Source organism: Kitasatospora sp. NPDC053057 (assembly GCF_044546945.1).
In the GTDB taxonomy this organism is placed as follows: domain Bacteria; phylum Actinomycetota; class Actinomycetes; order Streptomycetales; family Streptomycetaceae; genus Kitasatospora.
Map to the genome: position 1 here is coordinate 57826 of NZ_JBITZP010000001.1, position 14201 is coordinate 72026.

A 14201-nucleotide genomic window follows, 5' to 3' on the forward strand; every position below is an offset into this window, starting at 1 on the left:
ACGATCGCTGTATGGGTGGTGTGGAAGAAGAGGCCTGGGACACCGATGCGGCGGAGCGGGCGGTGGCAGTGCTGAAGGCGGTGGCGGACCCGTCGCGGTACCGGTTGCTGTGGGCGCTGAGCCGGCGGGAGCTGCCGGTCAGCGAGCTGGCCGAGCTGCTGGGTGCCCATGTGGCCGCGACCTCGCAGCACCTCGCGAAGCTGCGGGCGGCGGGCCTGGTGGTGGCCCGCCGGGAGGGGACGCGGATCTTCTACCGGGCCACCGAGGTGCGCGGCCTGCTGACCGAGGCCGCCGTGATCGCGAACGACCTGCCGGGTCGGGGCGGCGACGGCGGTGGAGACGGCGGCGCGGCCCCGGCCGCCGCGATGGTGGAGCAGCCCTTCGCCCGCGCCGCCCGGGCCGCCCGCGCCGTCCGGGGCGTGCGCCACCGGCCCGTGACCGATCAGCCTGCCTGACGGATCGTCATCTGCCGTGTGAGGTCGTGGCCCGGCTGCTCGTGGGGAGTCCGCAACGATTCGACGCCGTGCCGCTAGGACGGCTCCTCGCCGTCGCCGTCGCGGATGGCCTGGGCGCGGCGGAACAGTTCGTCGGTGCGGTCGGCGAGCACTCCGCCGAGGAGCAGTTGCGGATGGTAGAAGGACTTGGCGGCCTCGGCGACGGCGGTCGCGGACAGGTCGATCTGGTCGAGGCCGGTGCGGCGCAGGCCTTCGATCGAGGTGCCCCAGACGACCTGCGTGATGCCGGCCCATGCGCAGGCGCTCATGCACATGGGGCACGGTTCGGCGGTGGTGTAGAGGGCGGTGCCGGCCCATTCGGGGCTGCCGTAGGGCTGGGCGTAGTCCTCGATGGCGGCGATCTCGCCGTGCTGGATCGGGCTGTCCGCCGATGCGGTGCCCCGGGCCACCACCCGGCCTGCGCGCACGATGACGGCGCCGAAGGGGTAGCGCTCGTCCTTGCGTCCCTCCTCGATGGCCGCGGCCATGAAGCGTCCGTGGTCGTGGGAGGCCGCGGCGGGTGTCGCGGTCGGCAGTAGCAGTCCCGCCGCGCCGACCGTGCCGAGGAAGTGACGCCTGTTCAAGGGCATGGTGTCTCCGTCGGGTTGGGGTTCCGGTTACCGCGGCATTGTCCCCGGCTGGGCCTCGTCCAACCGGTATTCCTGCCGTGCCGCGTCGTAGCCGAACAGGCCCGCGTAGCGGCCCCAGTCGGTCGCGGTCTCCAGCTGCCGGTCGACCTGTTCGCTGGTGTAGTGGTGGGCGAGCAGGTCGCGGAAGAATCCGGCGCGGAGGGTGGTGCCGGGTGCGCCGCCGAGGCTGTTGGCGATCAGTTTGACCAGGGGGACGTCGAGGGCGGCGCCCGCGAAGAGGGCGCGGGAGTCCTGGACGTCGGCGTGGGCGAAGGCGGTGCCGTCCTCGGTGAGCAGGAGGTCGTCGCCGTGGATCTCGGCGAAGCCGAGCAGGTCGAGGGCGTCGACCTGGGGGAGCATGTCGTCGATGTCGAGGCCGAGTTCCTCGGCGAGGTCGGCGAGGTCGCAGCGGCCGTCGCGGTGGGCGATCATCTCGGCGAGGCCGGAGAGGCCGTCGACGCTGGCGGTGGGCAGCGGGGTGTTGGCCACCGTACGACGGTCCAGCCGTTCCGGGTCGGGGCGTTCCGGGTCCGGGCGGGCGGCGGGGCGGGTGTCCTTGGGGCGGCCGGTCATGATCCGGTAGACCCGGTCGACGAGTTCGTCGAAGGCGGCGGAGCCGCGGTCGCGCGGGCGTTCCAGGCCGACTTCGACGGTCTCCCGGATGGTGCCGTACGGGCGGGAGCCGAGGACGACGATGCGGTCGGCCATCAGCACCGCCTCCTCGATGTTGTGGGTGACGAGGACGACGGCGCGAGTGGGGAACTGGCCGGAGTCCCACAGCTCCATGAGTTCGCCGCGCAGGTTCTCGGCGGTGAGCACGTCGAGCGCGGAGAACGGCTCGTCCATCATCAGCACGTCCGGTTCGACCACCAACGCCCTTGCGAAGCCGACGCGTTGGCGCATGCCGCCGGAGAGCTCCTTGGGGTAGGCGTTCTCGAAGCCGGCCAGGCCGATCAGGTCGATGGCCTGCTCGGCGGCCCGGGCGCGTTGGCGCGGGGGCACTGCGCGGGCTTCCAGACCGAGTTCGACGTTCTGCCGGACGGTGAGCCAGGGCAGCAGGGCGAAGGTCTGGAAGACCAGCGCGGTGCCGGGGTTGGCGCCGGTGAGCGGGGTGCCGCGGTAGCGGACGGTGCCGGAGCTGGGCGGGAGCAGGCCGGCCAGGCAGCGCAGCAGGGTGGACTTGCCGGAGCCGGAGCGGCCGAGCAGGGCGACGATCTCGCCGGCCCGGACGGTGAGGTCGATCCCGGAGAGCACCGGCAGTTCGCCGTCGGCTCCGGCGTAGGACTTGGTCAGGCCGGAAGTCTCCAGCAGGATCCCGCCGTCGCCCGTTTCCGTAGCAGCGGTGGCGGGAGCGGGAACGGGAGCGGTACGGGAGAACGGGAAGCGCATCGGACGGAACCCCAGGGCTAGAGCGAGTAGCGGCGCTCGGCCAGCCGGTACAGGCGGCGCCAGAGCAGGCGGTTGAGGGCGACGACGTACAGGCTCATCACCGCGACCCCGGCGAGCAGGTGCGGGTAGTCGCCGCGTTCGGTGGCCCGGGCGATGTACGCGCCGAGGCCGGTGGCGGTGAGGGTGGTGCCGCCGAAGGTGACGACCTCGGAGACGATGGCGGCGTTCCAGGCGCCGCCGGAGGCGGTGATGCCGCCGGTGACGTACGCCGGGAAGGTCCCGGGGATGATGAGCCGGCGCCAGCGCTGCCAGCCGTGGACGCCGAGGTTGTCCATGGCTTCGCGCAGGTCGCTGGGGATGGCCATGGCGCCGGCGATGGCGTTGAACAGGATGTACCACTGGGCGCCGAGGGCCATCAGCAGGACGCCGCCGAGGTCGATCGACAGGCCGGTGCGCAGCAGCAGCCAGACCACCAGCGGGAAGAGGAAGTTGGCGGGGAAGCTGGCGAGGATCTGGACCAGGGGCTGGGCGATCCGGGTCAGTCGGGGGGAGAAGCCGATCTTCACGCCGATCGGCACCCAGACGACGGTGGCCACCGCGACCAGGACGACCACCCGGGCCAGGGTGGCGAGGCCGAGCAGCAGTGGTTCGCCGAAGACGCCGAGGCCGGTGGCGTGGGCGAGGTAGTGCCCGAGGTCGATCAGGCCCCAGAGCACGATGCCGCCGGAGACCAGGGCGAAGGCGAGGTCCCCGGTGCGCTGCCGTGCGGGGCTGACGGCGAGCGGCCGGTCGTCGGTGCCGAAGGCCCGTCCGGCCCGGTTGAGGGCGTGGCCGAGGGGCCGCAGCGCCCGGCCGAGCAGAGCGGGCAGGTGGGAGCGGCGCAGCAGGTCGAGGACGGTGGAGCGCTGGACCTCGGTGGCCTCGGACTGCTCGTTCTTGAAGCGTTCGGCCCAGGCGGTGAGCGGCCGCCAGAACAGGAAGTTGACGCCGATGACGAGGACGGCCATGGTGGCGATCGCCCAGCCGACCCGGCCGAGGTCCCCGGCGGCGATGGCGGCGCCCGCGTAGGAGCCGACCCCGGGCAGGGCGTAGCGCTGGTTGTCGACGCTGATGGCCTCGGAGGCGACCAGGAAGAACCAGCCGCCGCCGAAGCTGAGCATGCCGTTCCAGACCAGGCCGATCATGCCGGAGGGCAGTTCGACCTTCCAGAACCGCATCCACCGGCTGAACCGGAAGGAGCGGGACAGTTCGTCGAGCTCGCGCGGCAGCGAGACCAGTGAGTGGTAGAAGCCGAAGGTCATGTTCCACGCCTGGGACGTGAAGATGGCGAAGACGGACGCGCATTCGAGGCCGAGCATCGAGCCGGGGAACAGCGCGAGGAAGCCGGTCACGGCGACGGTGAGGAAGGCGAGTACGGGCACCGACTGGAGGATGTCCAGGGCGGGGATCAGCACCCGTTCCAGCCGTCGGCTGCGGGCGGCGGCGTAGGCGTAGCCGAAGGTGAAGCCGACGGAGACGACGAGCGCGGCGAACATCCGCAGCAGCGAGCGCGCCGCGTCGTACGGCAGCCGGGCCGGGTCGGTGTCCACGGCGGCGTCGCGGGCGGTGGAGAACCGTACGGTGGTGCCCTGCCCGACCCGCAGGGCGAGGTAGAGCAGGACCAGGACGGCGGCCGCCACGACCACGTCCACCCAGGTCATCCGGGCCAGGCGGCTCGCCGTCCGGGACGGCAGCGAGCCCCGGGACAGGCCCGGGGCGGACTTCGGGAGGGACACGACGGGGACCTCCGGTTCGCAAACCCGGGCAGTCTGCTCCCTCCCGACGTCCGTACGCAATTGAACCGGTGCTCAGACCGCTGTTCGGGCCGCCGTCAGGGCCTGCTGCTCGGCCGCCTCGACGAACTCCAGCAGGTTGCCGACCGGGTCGGTGGTGTAGAAGCGGCGCCGGGGCGGCAGGCTGTCGTCCCAGACCACCTGGGCGCCGAGTTCGGCGAGCCGCAGGGCGAAGTCCTCGATCTCGCAGACCGCCATTCCCGGATGGGCCTTGGTGTTCGGACGGAAGCGCTCCTCGATGCCGAGGTAGAGCCGCACCCGTCCGCCGTCGGCGGCGAACCAGCAGCCGCCGCGTCCGGTCAGCGGCTGGGGCTTGGGGATCTCCGCCATCTGCAGCACGTCGCCGTAGAAGGCGCGCAGCAGGGCCTCGCTGCCGGGCGGCGCGGAGAGCTGGACGTGGTCGAGGGCCGTGATCACTGCGGCCTCCTGTCGAAGGGGGTGGACGTGGCGTGCCGCCGGGCCGCGGTGACCAGCAGCCGGGCGGTCGGGGTGGGCAGGTCGAGGTGGTGGGCGATCCACTGGGGGTCGTGCCCGTGGGTGGCGAACACCCAGGCGGTGTAGAGCCGGTTGAGGCCGGGGGCACCGGGGGAGAGCAGGAGCGGGCGGACCTGCTCCATCGGGAAGCCATCCAGCGAGCGGGCGCTGAACCACTGGGCGTCGTCCTCCGGAGCGGCCTTTCCGTCCCGTCCCGCCGGGCTCGCCCGCTGCCGGCTGTGGGCCAGCAGCAGGGCGAGCAGCAGCCCGGCGACCGAGGCGCCGATGAGCACACCGGAGAGGAAGAGCCGCAGGGGCTCGGGGGCGACGCCGACGGCGAGGCACTGGAGGGTGAGCAGGAGCAGGACGCCGCCCAGGGCCGTCGTTCTGCCGGTCCGGGGGAACGGGATGGCTGCTCTGGTCATGCGGTGTCCTCCTTCTATGGTTCGGCGCGGTGGTTCGGTGCGATGGTTTTCGGCGCGGTGCTTCGGTGCGATGGTTCAGCGCGGTGGTTCCGCGCACTGGTGTTGTGCACCGGTTCAGGCGGCGCGGACCAGTCGGGGGTCGTACTTGTAGCCGATCTGCCGGACGGTGGCGATCGCCTCCCGGTGGCCGGGGCCGAGCTTGCGGCGGAGCCGGGCTATGTGGGTGGCGATGGTGCGGGTGTCGCCCGTGTCGGGCCGGCCCCACACGGTCTCCATCAGCTGGCGGCGGGAGTGCACCCGAAGCGGATTGCCGACCAGGTGTGCGAGGAGCTCGAACTCCAGGTACGGCAGGCTGAGTTGCTGGCCGTCGATGGTAACGGTGCGCTGCTCGGAGTCCACCACCAGGCCGCCCGGGCCGACCACGGCGGGCAGCGGAGCGGGGGCGGGGCGTCGGGCGGCGGGGGCGGGGGCGTGGTCCGAGAAGATGGCGTCGAGCCTGGGGTAGCGCACGGCCATGGCGATGCTCCTTCGGCTGGTGGGGTCGGTCGGTTCAGTGCCCGGCGTGCCAGGAGGCTTCCAGCCGGGGCGTCCCGTCGGGCGCGGTGACGGTCCGCCAGCTGGCCCGCCAGCTGGCCCGCAACGGCAGCGGGCGGTCGCCCGGCAGGGGCGCGGCCGGCGCGGCGGCGCGCAGGACGGGGCTGTCCAGCGGGCTCGCTGCCAGGCGTCGGCCCACCGCGGCGAGGGCGGCGCGCAGTCGGCCGCGGTCGGTGGACGGAAGGGTGGGCTGGAAAGCGGCAACGATGGACATGGCAGGTCACCTCCGTGACAGGGCGGCTGAAAGCGAACAAGTTCTCTGAAAGACACGTGAATTGATGGTGCTTCGGTCGGCGGCGCCGACGGGTCCGGGCCGACCTCAGTGATTGAGCGCGGTCTGGACGATCTTGATGATGACCATGATCATCGCGATCAGCAGGTAGGCCCGTAGGGCACCCATCCCGATCTTGCGGGCGGTGGACATGACCGGCTTCTCCAGGGTCTCCAGCGGGGGCATCCGCCAGTTCTCGCGGCCGGTGCGGTCGATCGGGTCCTCCTTGGTGCCCCGGCGGCCGAAGGTGAAGAAGTACCCGGCGACCAGCACGCCCGCGACCCCGCAGCCGGCCATGATCCACAGGATCGCGTCCGAGCTGATGTCCGGCCAGACCACGGCCGCGGTGAGGATCAGCGACAGCGTGACCAGCACGCCGACCACGGCGGCCGTGAAGGCGTTGGTCTTGGGGCCGTTGACCCAGGGGCCGAGCACGGCCTTGTCGTTGCAGAGCAGCAGCAGGAAGACCGTGGCGGAGGGCAGCAGCACTCCGGCCAGCACCTGGACGAACTGGGTCATCAGGCCCTGGGTGTAGTCGTTGGACAGCAGGGTGATGGCCGCCGCCGCGACCACCAGGCCGGCGTAGATGCCGTAGAAGCCCTTGGCGCCCTTGACCCCGCGGTGCAGCGAGTGCTTGATGCCGAACACGTCACCGATGGCGTAGGCGGTGGACAGCGAGACCGCGAAGGCGCCGATGATCGAGGCGTCCAGCAGCGCGATGGCGAACAGCACGCCGACCAGGTGCCCGGCCTTGTCCTCCAGGCCCTTGGCGACGCCGGCCGCGTCGGAGAACTGGCCGAAGCCGTCGGTGCCCGCGAAGGCGGCGGCGGTGAGGCCCATCATGGCGGCGGCGCCGATGATCACGATCGCGATACCGATCCACAGGTCGGCCTTCTCGTACTTCATGAAGCGCGGGGTGATCCGCTTGTCGATGACGTACGACTGCTGGAAGAACAGCTGCCAGGGGGCGACGGTGGTGCCGACGATCGAGATGATGACCAGCATCACGGCGGCCAGTTCACCCGTGGCGCCCGGCATGCTCGGCACCACGAAGTCGTGGGCCATCTGCGAGGTCTTGGGGTGGACCATGAAGTAGATCGGCACCAGCAGCAGCGAGCCGATGCACAGCGTCACGGCGACGCGCTCGAAGCGCTGGAAGGAACCGGTGAAGGCCGAGGCGATGATGATCGCCGCCGCCAGCACCACCGAGGCCGCCTTCGGCAGCCCGAGGTACCCGGCCGCGAGTGTCACCCCGATGAACTCGGTGACCAGGGTGAGGGCGTTGAGCAGGAAGAGGTCGATGACGCTGAACGCGCCCCAGAACTTGCCGAACCGCTCCAGGATCAGCCGGGCGTGTCCGACGCCGGTGACGGCGCCCAGGCGCAGCACCATCTCCTGGTTGACGTACAGCACCGGGACGAGCATGAGCAGGGTCCACAGCAGCTGGGTGCCGTAGTTCTGACCGGCCTGGCCGTAGGTGGAGAAGGCGCCGGCGTCGTTGTCGCCGACCATCACGATCAGGCCGGGGCCGATGATCGCCAGCAGGGTCTTGAGTCTCGCCGAGAGCCCGTGGCGCGGTGTGTCGTCATCGAGCCGGATGGTGCCGAGCGCGCCCTTGATGTCGCCGACGTGGGCGTCGTCGAGCACCGCCGAACGCGGCGGCGGGACCTTGGAGTTGAGGGTGGCGTTGGTGGTCATGGCGTTCCTCCCGTGAGCCCCGGGCAGGCGGGGCGGTTGGGGGCGCACGGCAGCAGCCCCCCTGCGTGCGGGCACGGCGCATCGGCCCGCGGCGGTGCGCGCGCCCGTACGGGCACGGCGGAGCCGCGTGCATGGGTGAGTGATGCCGACGTACCGTCAGATGGACGTGCAGGGAAGGTTGTTACCGCGTGCCGGAGGTGTACGGGGCGTACGAGGACAGGCGGGGGTAGGGGCTACTGTGGCCCGGACTACTGCAATCCATGTCTCTCGCCTCCTCCCGGTCGACGCACCCCGTGGTGCGTGTCATCGACGCGGCAAGGAGTTCGCCGGCGCGCGGAACGGCAACCGGTTCACCCCAACTCGTCAGAGCTTTGGCACTCCACGGCGTGTCCAACCCCCCTGGGCCGGAAGCCACTTCGGATCAACCCTTAGGTCGGGAGGATCTGTCCTAACCCTGGGCGTCTCTCGACGTCGTCGGATCAGTGGCCTGTGTCCGTGAAGAAGCCTCACCGAACGAGGTGCCTTCTTCAAACCTCCAGAAGCATAGACCGGCCGGAGCGCGATACTTGCGCACTTGGTAGAACCTTTACCCTTCCGGATGTGTGCCGGGTGCATGCCGGACGCGCCGGACGTCCCGGACGCATGCCGCGGGTGTGCCACCGCCCGGGTGACGCGGGTTTGACCACGACGCGACCACGGAACGACTTCCCGCCGTACCCGCAGCGGCACGGCACCGGCCCGTGCCCGAAACCGAGGGGTGGCATGGCGACCTCAGGCTCCCAGGGGGCTCCCCGGCAGGCGAGGGCACTGGCGCTCGCCCGGCGGCCGAAACTGTGGCTCTTCCCGGGCGTCCTGTGCGCCCTGGTGGCCGTGGTGCTCTCGCTGCTCTACATGGGCGGCATCGTCAACCCGAACGGGAACCTGCACCGGCTGCCGATCGCCCTGGTGAACGCCGATCAGGGCGCGCCGCCGCCCGGGCAGCCGGTGAACTTCGGCACCCAGCTGACCCGCGCGGTGGTGGCCGGAACGCCCGGGGAGACCGTCAACTGGAAGCAGACCGACGACGCGGGCGCGCACGACCTGATCTCCTCCGGCAAGGTCTACGCCGCGCTCTTCGTCCCCAAGGACTTCACCACCGCCATCACCAGGCTGGCCACCGGCGGGGCCACCGAGCGGCCCACCCTCACCGTCCTCACCAACCCGCGCCTCGGCAGCCTCGGCGCCTCGATGGCCGCGCAGATCGCCCAGGGCGCCGCCCACCAGGCCTCGCTCGCGGCCGGCAAGCAACTGCTGGCCGCCGTACCGGCCTCCGGCGCCCCTGGCCCGGACCGCGGCGCCATCGCCCGGCTGCTGCTCGCCGACCCGTTCGCCGTCACCACCCGGGTCGGCCCGATCGGCAGCCACAGCGGGCTCGGGCTGAGCGCCTTCTACTACACCCTGCTGTCCGTCCTGAGCGGCTTCATCGGCGGCAACATCATCCACAACGGCGTCGACGGCGCGCTCGGCTACAGCGACAGTGAGATCGGCCCCTGGCACACCCGCCGCCCGACCGTCCCGATCAGCCGCACCCAGACCCTGCTGCTCAAGATGGTGATGACCGCCGGGATCATGCTGCTCACCACCTCGCTGGTGCTGCTCTGCACGGTCGGCATCCTCGGCATGGACGCCCCGCACATGGCGATGCTCTGGCTCTTCGCCTACTGCGCCAGCCTCGCCGTCGGCCTCGGGGTGCAGGCGATCAACGCCGCGTTCGGCGGGATCGGGCAGCTGGTGTCCATGTTCGTCTTCATCGCGCTGGCCCTGCCGTCCTCCGGGGCGACCGTCCCGCTGCAGGCGGTGCCCGGCTTCTACCGCTTCCTCGGTGCCTTCGAGCCGATGCGCCAGCTGAGCGACGGCATCCGGGCGATCCTCTTCTTCGACGCGCGCTCCGACGCCGGGCTGGCCCGCGGCTGGATCATGATCGCCGTCGGCGTGGTACTGGCCCTGGCCTTCGGCTTCGGGATGACCCACTACTACGACCGCAAGGGCCTGCACCGCTGGACACCCCAGCCTTCCGACTGATCAGCTGCCCGACTGGCGGTCCGACTGGACGGCCGTCCGGCTGCCCTCGTCCGCGAGGGCGATCCGGTCCGTGCGGGTGTAGACGTTCATCGAGTCGCCGCGCAGGAAGCCGACCAGGGTCAGGCCGCTCTCCTCGGCGAGGTCCGCCGCCAGCGAGGAGGGCGCGGAGACGGCGGCGAGCATCGGGATGCCGGCCATCACGGCCTTCTGGACCAGCTCGAAGGAGGCCCGGCCGCTGACCATCAGCACCGTGCCGCGTGCCGGGAGCAGGCCCTCGCGCAGCGCGTGGCCGACCACCTTGTCCACGGCGTTGTGCCGGCCCACGTCCTCGCGCAGGCAGAGCAGCCGGCCCTCGGCGTCGAACAGTCCGGCCGCGTGCAGGCCGCCGGTGCTGTCGAAGACCTTCTGGGCGGCCCGCAGCCGGTCGGGCAGCGCGGAGAGCAGTTCGGGGGTGACCCGCAGCCCGTCCTCGGCGACGCTCCACGGCGCGGTGGTGCGCACCGCGTCCAGGCTGGCCTTGCCGCACAGGCCGCAGGAGGAGGTGGTGTAGAAGTTGCGCTCCAGCGAGGCGTCCGGGGCGGGCACGCCGGCGGCGAGCACCACGTCCACCACGTTGTAGCTGTTGCCGCCGTCGGCGGTGGCCCCGGCGCAGTAGCGGATCCCGGCCAGGTGGCCGGCGGCGTGCAGCACGCCCTCGCTCACCAGGAAGCCGGCGGCGAGGTCGAAGTCGCTGCCGGGGGTGCGCATGGTCACCGTCAGCGGGCGGCCGCCGACCCGGATCTCCATCGGCTCCTCGGCGGCCAGGGAGTCGGGGCGGTGCGAGGGGGTGCCCTGGCGCAGCCGCAGTATTCTGCGCGGAACGGTCACTCGGCCCATCGTCGTCGGCTCCTCGGGTTCGGTCAGGCCTGTACGGATGCATCCTCCCTCCTGCCGGCGGTGCATGGCTGCGGCGGTGCGTGGCTCGGGCAGGTGGCGGCGGCTGTGGGCGGCGGTGACCGTCAGGCTGAGCTCGCCCACCACGGCCAGGCCGACCACCTGTGAGTCGACAAGCCGCGCCTATCGGAGGTACGGCGAATATCCCCGAACGGTAATTCCGCCTTTGACCTACCGGCCGTTCCCCACGGCCAGCACGACCGCGCTCGCCGCGCCGCCCGGCGTCTCGTAGTTCACGGTCTCCCCGGCGTGGTGGCCCAACAACGCCTTCCCCAACGGGCTGTCGTAGGTCACCAGGGTCATTTCCCGTTCCTCCGCCAGCTCGGAGATCTCGACGGTCTCCTCCTCGCCGTCCGAGAACCGCACGGTGACGGTCGATCCCACCCCGATCACCTCCGTCGACGGCGCCCCGGCCACCTCGGCCTCCCGCAGCCGCCCCTCCAGCTCGGCGATCCGCCGGTCCAGTCGCGTCACGTCGGAGGCCCGCTGCAGTTCGTCGGCGGCATCCGCGGGATCACCCACCGGATCGTCCCCACGCAGCGTCGCGGCCACCTCCCCCCGCTCCACCCGCAGCTGCGCCAACTCCTCGCGCACCGCCCGCAGCCCCTCGGCACTGATCGGTTCCGGCCCACCGCTCATCACAAGCTCCCGGGTCTCTCACGGGACGTTGAAACACCGGCCGTCTCTCATTACCCCACCCCACCGCGCCCCCGGCAAATCCTCCGCCGGAGGCGGCGGCCGGGGGCGCGGTTGTATGGCCAAGTCCCCTGCCGCTGACGGGATCCGGAGGTGGTGGTGATCACCTTTGCGGGCGGGGGCGCGGAGGAAATCGCAGGTGGGAGGCCCGGGCGAGGTGGGGGAGGAGGGGACCGGCCGCTGGGGCGCGGGCGGGCGAAGCTACCATGTGGGCAACACCCTCAGCTCGAAAGATGGACTTGTGACTGTCAACGACGACGTGTTCACGGACTGGAAGAACCGCGAGGAGATCGCGGAGTCGATGATCCCGATCATCGGGCGGCTGCACCGGGAGAAGGACGTGACCGTCCTGCTCCACAGCCGTTCCCTGGTGAACAAGTCGGTGGTCAGCATCCTCAAGACGCACCGCTTCGCCCGGCAGATCGCGGGCGAGGAGCTCTCGGTCACCGAGACCATGCCGTTCCTGCAGGCGCTGACCGCCCTGGACCTCGGCCCCTCGCAGATCGACCTCGGGATGCTCGCCTCGACCTACCGGGCGGACGACCACGGCCTGTCGGTGGAGGAGTTCACCGCCCAGGCCGTCGCCGGTGCCACCGGTGAGAACAAGCTGGAGCGCCGGTCCGCGCAGGACGTCGTGCTGTACGGGTTCGGCCGCATCGGCCGGCTGGTCGCCCGTCTGCTGATCGAGAAGGCCTCCGGCAACGGTCTGCGGCTGAAGGCCATCGTCGTGCGCAACGGCGGCGGTGACGACCTGGTCAAGCGCGCGTCGCTGCTGCGCCGGGACTCGATCCACGGCCAGTTCCAGGGCACCATCACCGTCGACGAGGCGAACAACAAGATCGTCGTCAACGGCAACGAGATCACGGTGATCTACTCCAACGACCCGAGCGAGGTCGACTACACGGAGTACGGGATCAAGGACGCGATCCTGATCGACAACACCGGCAGGTGGCGTGACCGCGAGGGCCTGTCCAAGCACCTGCGCCCCGGCATCGCCAAGGTCGTGCTGACCGCCCCGGGCAAGGGTGACGTGCCGAACATCGTGCACGGCGTCAACCACGACATGATCAAGCCGGACGAGCAGATCATCTCCTGCGCCTCCTGCACCACCAACGCCATCGTCCCGCCGCTGAAGGCGATGGAGGACGAGTACGGCGTCGTGCGCGGCCACGTGGAGACCGTCCACTCGTTCACCAACGACCAGAACCTGCTGGACAACTACCACAAGGCCGATCGCCGTGGCCGCTCGGCGCCGCTGAACATGGTGATCACCGAGACCGGTGCCGCCTCGGCCGTCGCCAAGGCCCTGCCGGACCTCAAGGCGAAGATCACCGGCAGCTCGATCCGCGTGCCGGTGCCGGACGTGTCCATCGCGATCCTCAACCTGCAGCTGAAGCGGGAGACCAACCGCGAGGAGGTCCTCGACTACCTGCGGAACATCTCGCTGACCTCGCCGCTGAAGCGGCAGATCGACTTCATCGACTCGCCCGACGCGGTGTCCAGCGACTTCATCGGGTCGCGCCACGCCTCGATCGTGGACGCCGGGGCGACCAAGGTCGACGGCGACAACGCGATCCTCTACCTGTGGTACGACAACGAGTTCGGCTACTCGTGCCAGGTCGTGCGGGTCGTGCAGTACATCTCGGGCGTCGAGTACCCGACGTTCCCGGTCCCGGCGGTCTGATCCTTTCGGATCGTTCCGGATCGTTTTGGATTGCCCGGTGGGGCGGTGGCCGTGGAGGCCGCCGCCCCTTCGGCGTTCCACGGGGTGGGGCGGTTCGTGTGCGGGGGACCCGGGGCGGGTGGGGTGCGGGGTGGTCGCTATCTTGAGGGGTCACGGACAGCCGTAAGGGAGCGCGCTATGGGGATGGGTGGTCGGCGGATGGTCGCCGTCGTGGCGGGCGGGGTGCTGGTGGGGGTGCTGGCGGGGTGTTCGTCCGGGGGGTCGGGGGATGCCAAGGGGGCTGCGGGGGCCGCGAGTTCGGCGACTTCGGCGGGCTCGACGGCGACGAGTGCGGCTGCCGTGCCGACGGGGAGCGGGGGCTCGGCGTCGGCTGTGGCGTCTGCGCCTTCGGGTGGGGCCGCCGGTGCCGGCGGGAGCGCGGCGCCCGCGCCGGCGGCTGCGGTGCCCAGTGCGGACCTGGAGGGGGCCCTGCTGGATGACAAGGTGGTCGGGCAGGTGTTGCCGGACGCCAAGGTGATGGCCGGCTGGGACGAGGAGAAGCGCAAGGTCGACACCGCCGACCACGCCGTCACCTGCTCGGCGGCGGCGCCGTGCACGGGCAAGCCGCTCAGTGGGTCGGTCCGGTTCTCCTCGGGGGACTTGGTGACCCGGTTCCTGGTGGAGACGCTGCCCAGTCGGGACGCGGCCAGGAACCGGTTGAAGGAGACCTACGCGTCGTATCCCGTCGGGCCGTTCCACAAGGCCGACGCCCCGGCGCTGGGCAGTGAGAGCCAGGCCTTCGTCGGGCCGCTGTCGGCGGGGGACGGGGTGAGCATCGTGGTGCGCTCGGGCACCGTGGTGGCGAGCGTGACGACGGAGGGCGGTCCGGTGGACCTGCCGGCCGCGCGGCGGTTCGCCGTGATGCTGGTCAACCGGATCGAGCAGGCGCAGTCGGGGAAGACGCCGGACGCCGGGCTCGGCGCGGCCTGACGGGGCTCAGGTCACGAGCAGGCCGGGAGTTCGTGCAGGCCCAGGGCCAGCA

The 14201-nt window shown here is 71.3% G+C and carries 14 protein-coding genes and 1 riboswitch; of the genes, 4 read left to right on the forward strand and 10 right to left on the reverse strand.

Annotated elements, in window-relative coordinates:
• Positions 1-11: 11 nt before the first annotated feature.
• Positions 12-455, forward strand: a complete 444-nt coding sequence (locus tag ACIG5E_RS00250) for an ArsR/SmtB family transcription factor (protein ID WP_396530497.1) — start codon at positions 12-14, stop codon at positions 453-455.
• Between the two features lie 74 nt (positions 456-529).
• On the opposite strand, the gene ACIG5E_RS00255 is transcribed toward ACIG5E_RS00250, so the two are convergent.
• The 8 genes from ACIG5E_RS00255 to ACIG5E_RS00290 form a co-directional block, all read right to left on the reverse strand.
• On the reverse strand, positions 530-1084 hold the full coding sequence (locus tag ACIG5E_RS00255; RefSeq protein ID WP_396530498.1) for a nucleoside deaminase: 555 nt from the start codon (positions 1082-1084) through the stop codon (positions 530-532).
• Positions 1085-1111: 27 nt separating this feature from the next.
• Positions 1112-2512, reverse strand: a complete 1401-nt coding sequence (locus tag ACIG5E_RS00260) for a nitrate/sulfonate/bicarbonate ABC transporter ATP-binding protein (protein WP_396530499.1) — start codon at positions 2510-2512, stop codon at positions 1112-1114.
• Between the two features lie 17 nt (positions 2513-2529).
• Entirely contained in the window at positions 2530-4212 is a 1683-nt protein-coding gene (locus tag ACIG5E_RS00265; RefSeq protein WP_396530991.1) for an ABC transporter permease, read from the reverse strand.
• 147 nt (positions 4213-4359) lie between these two features.
• Positions 4360-4761: a glyoxalase gene (locus tag ACIG5E_RS00270; RefSeq protein WP_396530500.1), complete on the reverse strand. Its 402-nt coding sequence runs from the start codon at positions 4759-4761 to the stop codon at positions 4360-4362.
• Positions 4758-5243 carry a hypothetical protein gene (locus tag ACIG5E_RS00275; protein WP_396530501.1) on the reverse strand — a complete coding sequence of 162 codons (486 nt, stop codon included), beginning with the start codon at positions 5241-5243 and terminating at the stop codon, positions 4758-4760. The genes ACIG5E_RS00270 and ACIG5E_RS00275 overlap by 4 nt, the downstream gene beginning before the upstream one ends.
• A gap of 114 nt (positions 5244-5357) precedes the next feature.
• Complete coding sequence (locus ACIG5E_RS00280; RefSeq protein ID WP_396530502.1) at positions 5358-5759, reverse strand: winged helix-turn-helix domain-containing protein; 402 nt, start codon at positions 5757-5759, stop codon at positions 5358-5360.
• 34 nt (positions 5760-5793) lie between these two features.
• A complete protein-coding gene (locus tag ACIG5E_RS00285; protein WP_396530503.1) occupies positions 5794-6051 on the reverse strand; it encodes a hypothetical protein in 258 nt (85 codons plus the stop codon).
• Between the two features lie 105 nt (positions 6052-6156).
• Positions 6157-7806, reverse strand: coding sequence for an NRAMP family divalent metal transporter (locus tag ACIG5E_RS00290; protein WP_396530504.1), 1650 nt, complete (start codon positions 7804-7806; stop codon positions 6157-6159).
• A gap of 347 nt (positions 7807-8153) precedes the next feature.
• Positions 8154-8331, reverse strand: a riboswitch (M-box (ykoK) riboswitch).
• Positions 8332-8568: 237 nt separating this feature from the next.
• Here ACIG5E_RS00290 and ACIG5E_RS00295 point away from each other — a divergent pair.
• Positions 8569-9867 carry a YhgE/Pip domain-containing protein gene (locus tag ACIG5E_RS00295; RefSeq protein WP_396530505.1) on the forward strand — a complete coding sequence of 433 codons (1299 nt, stop codon included), beginning with the start codon at positions 8569-8571 and terminating at the stop codon, positions 9865-9867.
• On the opposite strand, the gene fdhD is transcribed toward ACIG5E_RS00295, so the two are convergent.
• On the reverse strand, positions 9868-10743 hold the full coding sequence (gene fdhD / locus ACIG5E_RS00300; protein WP_396530993.1) for a formate dehydrogenase accessory sulfurtransferase FdhD: 876 nt from the start codon (positions 10741-10743) through the stop codon (positions 9868-9870).
• A gap of 228 nt (positions 10744-10971) precedes the next feature.
• Complete coding sequence (locus ACIG5E_RS00305) at positions 10972-11439, reverse strand: GreA/GreB family elongation factor (RefSeq protein WP_396530506.1); 468 nt, start codon at positions 11437-11439, stop codon at positions 10972-10974.
• 298 nt (positions 11440-11737) lie between these two features.
• Here ACIG5E_RS00305 and ACIG5E_RS00310 point away from each other — a divergent pair, with 298 nt between their 5' ends.
• Both ACIG5E_RS00310 and ACIG5E_RS00315 read left to right on the forward strand, forming a co-directional pair.
• Positions 11738-13180, forward strand: a complete 1443-nt coding sequence (locus tag ACIG5E_RS00310; RefSeq protein ID WP_396530508.1) for a glyceraldehyde-3-phosphate dehydrogenase — start codon at positions 11738-11740, stop codon at positions 13178-13180.
• Positions 13181-13621: 441 nt separating this feature from the next.
• Complete coding sequence (locus tag ACIG5E_RS00315) at positions 13622-14149, forward strand: hypothetical protein (RefSeq protein WP_396530509.1); 528 nt, start codon at positions 13622-13624, stop codon at positions 14147-14149.
• Positions 14150-14201: the final 52 nt, after the last annotated feature.

Excerpts from the sequence above, each read along its gene's own strand:
- ACIG5E_RS00250 (WP_396530497.1), top strand. The coding sequence starts at position 12 with ATGGGTGGTGTGGAAGAAGAGGCCTGGGACACCGATGCGGCGGAGCGG.
- ACIG5E_RS00255 (WP_396530498.1), bottom strand. The coding sequence starts at position 1,084 with ATGCCCTTGAACAGGCGTCACTTCCTCGGCACGGTCGGCGCGGCGGGA.
- ACIG5E_RS00260 (WP_396530499.1), bottom strand. The coding sequence starts at position 2,512 with ATGCGCTTCCCGTTCTCCCGTACCGCTCCCGTTCCCGCTCCCGCCACC.
- ACIG5E_RS00265 (WP_396530991.1), bottom strand. The coding sequence starts at position 4,212 with ATGACCTGGGTGGACGTGGTCGTGGCGGCCGCCGTCCTGGTCCTGCTC.
- ACIG5E_RS00275 (WP_396530501.1), bottom strand. The coding sequence starts at position 5,243 with ATGACCAGAGCAGCCATCCCGTTCCCCCGGACCGGCAGAACGACGGCC.
- ACIG5E_RS00280 (WP_396530502.1), bottom strand. The coding sequence starts at position 5,759 with ATGGCCGTGCGCTACCCCAGGCTCGACGCCATCTTCTCGGACCACGCC.
- ACIG5E_RS00285 (WP_396530503.1), bottom strand. The coding sequence starts at position 6,051 with ATGTCCATCGTTGCCGCTTTCCAGCCCACCCTTCCGTCCACCGACCGC.
- ACIG5E_RS00290 (WP_396530504.1), bottom strand. The coding sequence starts at position 7,806 with ATGACCACCAACGCCACCCTCAACTCCAAGGTCCCGCCGCCGCGTTCG.
- ACIG5E_RS00295 (WP_396530505.1), top strand. The coding sequence starts at position 8,569 with ATGGCGACCTCAGGCTCCCAGGGGGCTCCCCGGCAGGCGAGGGCACTG.
- fdhD (WP_396530993.1), bottom strand. The coding sequence starts at position 10,743 with ATGGGCCGAGTGACCGTTCCGCGCAGAATACTGCGGCTGCGCCAGGGC.
- ACIG5E_RS00305 (WP_396530506.1), bottom strand. The coding sequence starts at position 11,439 with ATGAGCGGTGGGCCGGAACCGATCAGTGCCGAGGGGCTGCGGGCGGTG.